This is a genomic window from Hydrogenivirga sp. (assembly GCF_056450045.1).
The window spans coordinates 1-6,946 of the sequence record NZ_JBWONM010000103.1; the positions used below are offsets into that span (position 1 = coordinate 1).

Annotated in this window: 8 protein-coding genes; all 8 read left to right on the top strand. The window is 50.4% G+C overall.

Annotated features, from left to right (window positions below; genetic code table 11):
* Window positions 1-1,553 (top strand): flagellar hook-basal body complex protein (locus AC1HCM_RS04425; RefSeq protein ID WP_479460569.1); only part of this gene is annotated, 1,553 nt, incomplete at its 5' end.
* 8 nt (window positions 1,554-1,561) lie between these two features.
* Window positions 1,562-2,068 carry a flagellar basal body-associated FliL family protein gene (locus AC1HCM_RS04430; protein ID WP_479460570.1) on the top strand — a complete coding sequence of 169 codons (507 nt, stop codon included), beginning with the start codon at window positions 1,562-1,564 and terminating at the stop codon, window positions 2,066-2,068.
* A complete protein-coding gene (locus AC1HCM_RS04435) occupies window positions 2,068-2,388 on the top strand; it encodes a hypothetical protein (protein ID WP_479460571.1) in 321 nt (106 codons plus the stop codon). The genes AC1HCM_RS04430 and AC1HCM_RS04435 overlap by 1 nt, the downstream gene beginning before the upstream one ends.
* Window positions 2,318-3,049 (top strand): flagellar type III secretion system pore protein FliP, encoded by a 732-nt coding sequence (gene fliP, locus AC1HCM_RS04440; protein WP_479460572.1) that lies wholly within the window; start codon window positions 2,318-2,320, stop codon window positions 3,047-3,049. Before AC1HCM_RS04435 ends, fliP begins: the two co-directional genes overlap by 71 nt.
* Before the next feature lie 11 nt (window positions 3,050-3,060).
* Window positions 3,061-3,330 (top strand): flagellar biosynthesis protein FliQ, encoded by a 270-nt coding sequence (gene fliQ / locus AC1HCM_RS04445; RefSeq protein WP_479460573.1) that lies wholly within the window; start codon window positions 3,061-3,063, stop codon window positions 3,328-3,330.
* Window positions 3,327-4,091 carry a flagellar biosynthetic protein FliR gene (fliR, locus tag AC1HCM_RS04450; protein WP_479460574.1) on the top strand — a complete coding sequence of 255 codons (765 nt, stop codon included), beginning with the start codon at window positions 3,327-3,329 and terminating at the stop codon, window positions 4,089-4,091. Before fliQ ends, fliR begins: the two co-directional genes overlap by 4 nt.
* 30 nt (window positions 4,092-4,121) lie before the next feature.
* Window positions 4,122-5,177, top strand: a complete 1,056-nt coding sequence (gene flhB / locus AC1HCM_RS04455; RefSeq protein ID WP_479460575.1) for a flagellar biosynthesis protein FlhB — start codon at window positions 4,122-4,124, stop codon at window positions 5,175-5,177.
* A gap of 163 nt (window positions 5,178-5,340) precedes the next feature.
* Window positions 5,341-6,946, top strand: a 1,606-nt coding sequence (locus AC1HCM_RS04460; RefSeq protein ID WP_479460576.1) for a ribonucleoside-diphosphate reductase subunit alpha, incomplete at its 3' end; no start/stop codon positions are given.

Consider the following 6,946-nt stretch of genomic DNA (forward strand, 5'->3'; position numbering starts at 1 on the left):
ACGGAGCCGGCGTGATAGTTGACAGCACCCAGAAGTACTGGACGATAGGAAACTTCAAGCAGACGGGAATAAACACGGACTTGGCCATACAGGGAAGGGGACTGTTCATCCTCAAGGACCCCATAACTGGGGCAAACTACTACACGAGGGATGGTCAGTTCAGGCTGAGCAGGGATGGGTACATGGTTACCCCCGGAGGTTTCTACCTTCAGGGCTTCCGGCTCAATGAGAGGGGAGAGTTAGTCGGAACAGGGCTTGAGAACATACACGTTGAGCAACAACTTCCCCCAAGGTCAACGGACTCTATCTCATTCCTTCAACCCACAAACCTTGATGCCAATGCCATTGTCCCCTCTGTCTCTGACTTCAATCCTTTGAACGTCAACTCGTACAACTACAAATACTCTATCACCATATACGATACACTGGGGAACCCTTATCAGGCAGACATATTCCTCAAGAAGGTGAGCGCCAACGTGTGGGAGATGTTCATCCTCGCCGATTACGATGGTGATGGCACAGCGGAGAACCTTATAGCAGATCACTATGCAGATGGGAAGGACAACAACTACAACTACGTACGCCTAATCTTTGACGACGATGGAAACCTGATAAACTTGTCGGGAGACAATATCCTCTCCACAACGGTGGGAAACAAGAGGTACTACTACTTCAACCTCTTTGACAGTACTTATAAGCCTCCAGAAGGGCTGAACACAGTCTCGGGAGGTCAGATCGGTGGGAAAGTTGACAGCCTTGGACTCGTGGATCCCAACCAGATGGTCTTTATAGTGGGGACGGAGGCAACGAGCGAATCTGTTTCTGACATAACCTCTTCTACATCACCATGGTCGGATACCTTTACGGGAGATGGTTCAACGAGAACATTCACCCTTATCAACCAGCCCGTTGTTCCTGGATTCCTCTCGGGAAGTACAACCTTCGTCACCCTGGGATCGGTAAACTATACGGATGACGGAAACGGGAATATAAGGGACCCATCAAACAACGTTATAGGTCGTATAGATTACACCACGGGCGTGGTTGAGTTCTTTGATGCCCCCCAAAACAGTGCAAGTGTTTCTTTCAATTACAGGTATGGCTCTTACGATGGGGACAACTCAAATGAGGACATAATAAGGGATGCCTTCGTGAATCAATATGCGTCCAGCTTCATCATAACTGCTGAACAAAACGGCTATGCAAAGGGAGACCTGATAGATGTCTACGTCCTTTCCGAAGATGGTTCAGTCGTAGGTGTCTATTCAAACGGCAAGTCTCTACCTCTGTACAGGGTTGCGGTTGCCGTGTTCTCGGATCCGGAGGAGCTTACGAAGAAGGGCTCAAACCTATACACCTCAATAACCACTCCCACTATACTACTCGCCGGTGGTTCGGAAAAGGTAAGGTCTGGAATGCTTGAGATGTCAAACGTTGATATAGCCAAGGAGTTTGTAAACCTTATAACCGCACAGAGGGCTTATCAGGCGAACGCAAGGGTGATAACTACATCAAATACCATACTTGATGAGACGGTTAATCTTGTTAGATAATAGGAGCCATGGCTGACGAGGAGAGGGAGGCACAACAGGCGGAGGAGACGACCGGCGGAGGCAAGGGCAAGCTTCTCCTGGTTGTCCTCCTTCTCCTCCTATTAATCGCTGGTGGGGGAGCGGGGGCATACTTTTTTCTCTTTGCAAAGAAAGAGGAACAGAAGAAACAGGAGGTTCCAAAACCGCAGGTAGCTCCCGAAGCGGTGGGCGTGATGTACAAGCTTGAGCCCGCCTTCATCGTCAACCTTGCGGACCCAGAGCTCACCATGTACGCGAGGGTGTCAATCACCCTTGAGGTCTCCTCTCCCGAGGTTGTCCTTGAGGTTCAGAAGAGGGAGCCCATAATCAGGGATGCGATAATTGAGATACTGTCCAACAAGACCTCCCGGGAGCTCAGGACTCCAGAGGGAAGGGAACAGCTAAAGCTTGAAATAATAAAGAGGATAAACACAATCCTTGTGAAGGGCGGTGTAAGGAACGTTTACTTCACCGAATTCGTGGTTCAGGCTGAGTGATGGAGCTCTCCGACTACGTAGTAAGGGTTCTCCTCTCCTTAGGAGTAGTTCTGATTATACTTTTCCTTGCCCTCCCTTGGATTCTCAAGAGGATAACTGGGGTTAGGGGCTTCGGTGGAAAGGGAAGCTTTGAGGTGAAGAAGGTGACGCCCCTATCAAAGGGTATCTTTATAGTTGAGCTTGATATAAAGGGAAAAACCTTTGTCCTCTGCGTTGGTGAGAAGGGTGCTGATGTAATATATAGGGAGGATGGCGGGGACTCTCCTTCTGCTGATAGTTCTAAGTCAGGTAGCTCTCGCCCAGACGATACCACCCGTTGAGCTGAGGATAGGGGAGGGGAACTTAGACACATCTCTGAGGCTCCTGATACTTCTTACGGTGCTCGCCTTAGCACCGTCCATACTGATAATGACTACCTCCTTCGTAAGGATAGTTGTGGTCCTATCCGTGCTCAGGCAGGCTCTCGGTATCCCTCAGGTTCCCCCCAACCAGGTTATCATCTCCCTCGCCCTCTTCCTGACCTTCTTCATAATGAAACCAGTAATTGAAGACCTCAATCAGAATGCCCTTCAGCCCTACGTTAAGGAACAGATAAGCGATCAGGAGTTCTTCAGGAGGGTGAGCGACGGTGTAAAGGGATTCATGCTAAAGCAGACAAGGAAGGACACGGTGGAGGTCTTCCTTGATGTTGCAAACCTGAGCAAGGAAGAGAGGGAGAAGATAAAGAATCCCTCGGATATACCCATGAGCGTCCTTATACCGGCGTTTATGGTAAGCGAGCTGACAACAGCCTTTGAGATAGTCTTCCTACTCTACATACCCTTTCTCATCGTTGACATAGTGGTTGCCTCAATACTGATATCCATGGGGATAATAATGATTCCGCCCCAGATAATATCCCTTCCCTTCAAGATAATGCTCTTTGTGCTTGCAAACGGCTGGGAGCTGGTGGTTCTTTCTCTCGTCAGGAGCTATCAGTGAGGAGGTGAGGAATGAGTCCAGACCTTATCGTATCCCTCGGGCAGAGGGCTCTTGAGATGGCTATCCTGCTCGCCATGCCCGTTCTCGCGGCTACCTTCTTCGTTGGTCTAATCGTGAGCATATTTCAGGCTGCAACCCAGATACAGGAGATGACCCTCGCCTACATACCTAAGATAGTGGCTGCCATGATAACTATTTTTCTGCTCGGCGGATGGATGATGGGAAAGCTCGTTGATTTCACAAGGGAGATATTCGTAAACGTGCCGATCTGGATAAGATGATAGTTCTTGATACTAACAGCTTACTAACAATCCTCCTCATGTTTCTAAGGGTCTTCTCCTTCGTCTTCATGGTTCCCCTCTTTGGAACCTTCTTCCTGCCAGCCTTCGTGCGCCCCTACCTGTCGGTCGCCATAGCCTTTTCCCTCTTCCTGTTCCTTGATGTAAAACCCCTTGAGATAAGGTCAGCCCTCAGCTTCATGGAGTTGGCGCTCCAAGAGGTTCTCTTTGGGTTTTTGGCAGGCTTCTTCCTTAGGCTCCTCTTTGATACCGTTTTCGTTGCAGGGGAGGTTATTGCGGTAAACACGGGTCTTGGCTTCCTCATGATGTTCCTTCCCCAGCAACCCCAGACGACGGTCCTTGCAGGCTTCTCAACCCTTATAGCCTCAACCCTTTTCCTCTCCCTTGGCGGAGCGGAGGCAGTCTATATCGGTCTTGCCCAGAGCTTCAAGAGTATACCCATAGGGAGCTTTGAGCTCTTCTCCCTCAACGGGAAGATGTTTCTAACGCTCTTTTACAAGAGCTTCTCCATGGGGGTCAAGATAGCCCTTCCCGTTCTTATAGCCGCCCTGCTTACGAACATAATCCTTGCGGTTATAAACAGATTCATTCCCCAGATAAACGTGTTCATGGTGGGTCTCCCCCTTCAGGTCATGGTGGGTCTAACGGTGCTTATGCTATCCATACCTGTGATAGGTCTGGTCTTGGTCTCTTACATGAGGGAGTACATGATGAACTTCCTGAGGTTTGTTGGCGCAGGATAGAGGTGTATATTTAAACACTCTGGGGGAGATATGGCACAGGAGAACAAGACGGAAAAGGCGACGCCTTACCGGCGGAGGAAGCTAAAGCAGGAGGGAAACGTTGCTAAGAGCGTTGAGATAGCCTCATCGCTCACCGTCCTTATATCCTCAACGATAATATTCTTTACGGGAGCCCTCATATTCAGGGAGGTCGTTTCCTTCCTGATGGCCGTGTCAGGCTTCAAGCCCTCTGAGTTCTCCTTTTTGGCTGGAACAGCTATCAGAGAGTCCTTCACTCAAGTGGTGAAGCTCCTAATCCCCTTCTTCGTTGTTACCATACTGGTCGTTATAGGTGCCCACGTTGCCCAGTTCGGCTTCATATTTACCCTCAAACCCCTTCAGTTCAAGTGGGAAAGACTCAACCCCCTTGAGGGGATTAAGAAGATGTTTTCTCTCACTACGCTCTTTGAGCTCTCCAAGAACACCCTCAAAGCACTTCTCCTCTTCGGCATAGCCCTCTTTCTCCTGAAGGGAAGCGTATCTCTCGTTCTAGGTTCAGCCCAGCTCTCCCTCCTTGAGGGGGTAAGCTTCCTTATAAATCTCCTGATAAAGGTGGTCTTAATCCTAGGAGTTATCGCCTTCTTCATAGCCCTCCTGGACTTTGCCTACAAGAAGTGGGACTACGAAAGAAGGATAAGGATGACGAGGCAGGAGGTGAAGGAGGAGTTCAAACAGCTGGAGGGTCAGCCCGAGGTGAGGGCAAAGATAAGGGCGAGGATGAGGGAGATGGCTAAGGGGAGGATGATGGCTGAGGTTCCAAAGGCGAGTGTTGTGATAACGAACCCAACCCACTATGCCATAGCCCTGAGGTACGATGGCGAGAGGGACAGAGCACCCGTGGTCGTGGCAAAGGGGAAGGGAAGGGTAGCGGAAAGGATAGTTCAGGTTGCTCAGGAGCACGAGGTACCTGTCGTGAGGAAGCCGGAGCTAACGAGGGCTATATTTCCCGTAGTTGATGTTGGAGAGGAGATACCTCCCGAGTTCTACAGGGCAGTCGCCGAGGTTATAGCCTTCGTGATGTTCAGAAGGAGAAGGACCTACGCCTGAGCTCTGGTATAATAGCTCCCCCTTTTTCGGAGGTGACGGCTATGTTTTTACATAAGTATCAATCACTTTCCTTTTGCGATAAATTATCCCAGCCAGCCAACGATATACGTCTCTGCTGGGGTGGATACCCGCCCCTTAGAATACCCTCATGGAGGGGACTGTCATGGAAGTAGTTAAGAGGAGCGGTAAGAGAGAGAAGCTTGACATACACAAGATCAGGATAGCCCTTGAGTTCGCCTTCAAGGGGCTGAACGTTGACCCCCTTGAGCTGGAGACAGACGCCCAGATCCAGTTCAGGGACGGCATAACCACCGAGGAGATACAGGCTGTCCTCATAAGGACCGCTGCTGAGAAGGTGTCTCCTGAGGCTCCCGACTGGCAGTACGCGGCGGCGAGATTGCTTCTCTATGACCTATACAAGAAGGTAGCCCACATTAGGGGGTACGAGGTAAGGGACGAGCTCTCCCGTGAGTACAAGCCTTACAACACCGAAGGTTTCTACGAGTTCGTAAAGAAGTTCGCTGAAGCAGGCATCTATGGCGATTACCTGCTCAAGCACTACAGCGAGGAAGACTTTAAGGAGCTCGCCAAGCACATAGACCCCAAGAGAGACCTTTACTTCAACTACACGGGGATAAAGATACTGGCTGACAGATACCTGGCGAGGGACGAAGAGGGAAGGGTCATTGAGCTCCCTCAAGAGATGTACATGTTGATAGCCATGACCTTAGCCATACCTGAGAAGGAAGGGGATAGGCTGAAGTGGGCAAAGGAGTTCTACGATCTTCTCTCCCAGCATCTCGTTACCGTTGCAACACCCACCCTTATGAACGCAAGGCGTCCTTTCACCCAGCTGTCTTCCTGCTTCATCCTCACCGTTGATGACGACCTCTACGACATCTTTGACAACGTCCAGAAGGCTGCCCAGATAAGCAAGCATGCGGGAGGGCTGGGCATATACATAGGGAAGCTCAGGGCAACGGGTGCACCTATAAGAAAGTTCAAGGGAGCCTCCTCCGGAATTATCCCCGTCGTGAAGGTCATAAACGACGTGATGACCTACGTTGACCAGCTCGGGATGAGGAAGGGCTCCGCCTCAATAACTCTTGACATCTGGCACAAGGACGTCCTTGACTTCCTTGAGGTAAAGACCAACGCCGGTGATGAGAGGAAGAAAGCTCACGACATACACCCAGCCATATCCATACCCGACCTCTTCATGAAGAGGGTTAAGAACAGGGAAAAGTGGACACTCCTTGACCCTTACTACACAAAGAACGTCAGGGACGGAAAGAACCTTGAAGATCTCTGGGGGGAAGCCTTTGAGGAGGAATACCTCAGATTAGAGAAGGAGCTTCCTCCGGAAGCTAAGAAGGAGGTGGACGCCTTTGAGCTCTGGAAGAGGCTCCTGACAGTTGCCTTTGAAACCGGTGAGCCCTATCTCTTCTTCAGGGACCACGCCAACAGGATGAACCCCAACAAGCACGCCGGAGTGGTTTACTCAAGTAACCTGTGCCATGAGATCGTCCAGAACATGAGCGTCACAAAGCACATAGGGAGGGAGCTAAACCCAGAGACAGGTGAGATAGTTTACAGGAAGCAGTCGGGGGACGTTGTTGTATGCAACCTCGGCTCAATAAATCTCGGGAAGGTTCACACTAAGGAGGCTATGGAGAAGGTGGTTCCCAAGCTCGTCAGGCTCCTTGACAACGTGATAGAGATGAACTACTACGCTATACCCGAGGCGGAATACACCAACAAGAGGTACA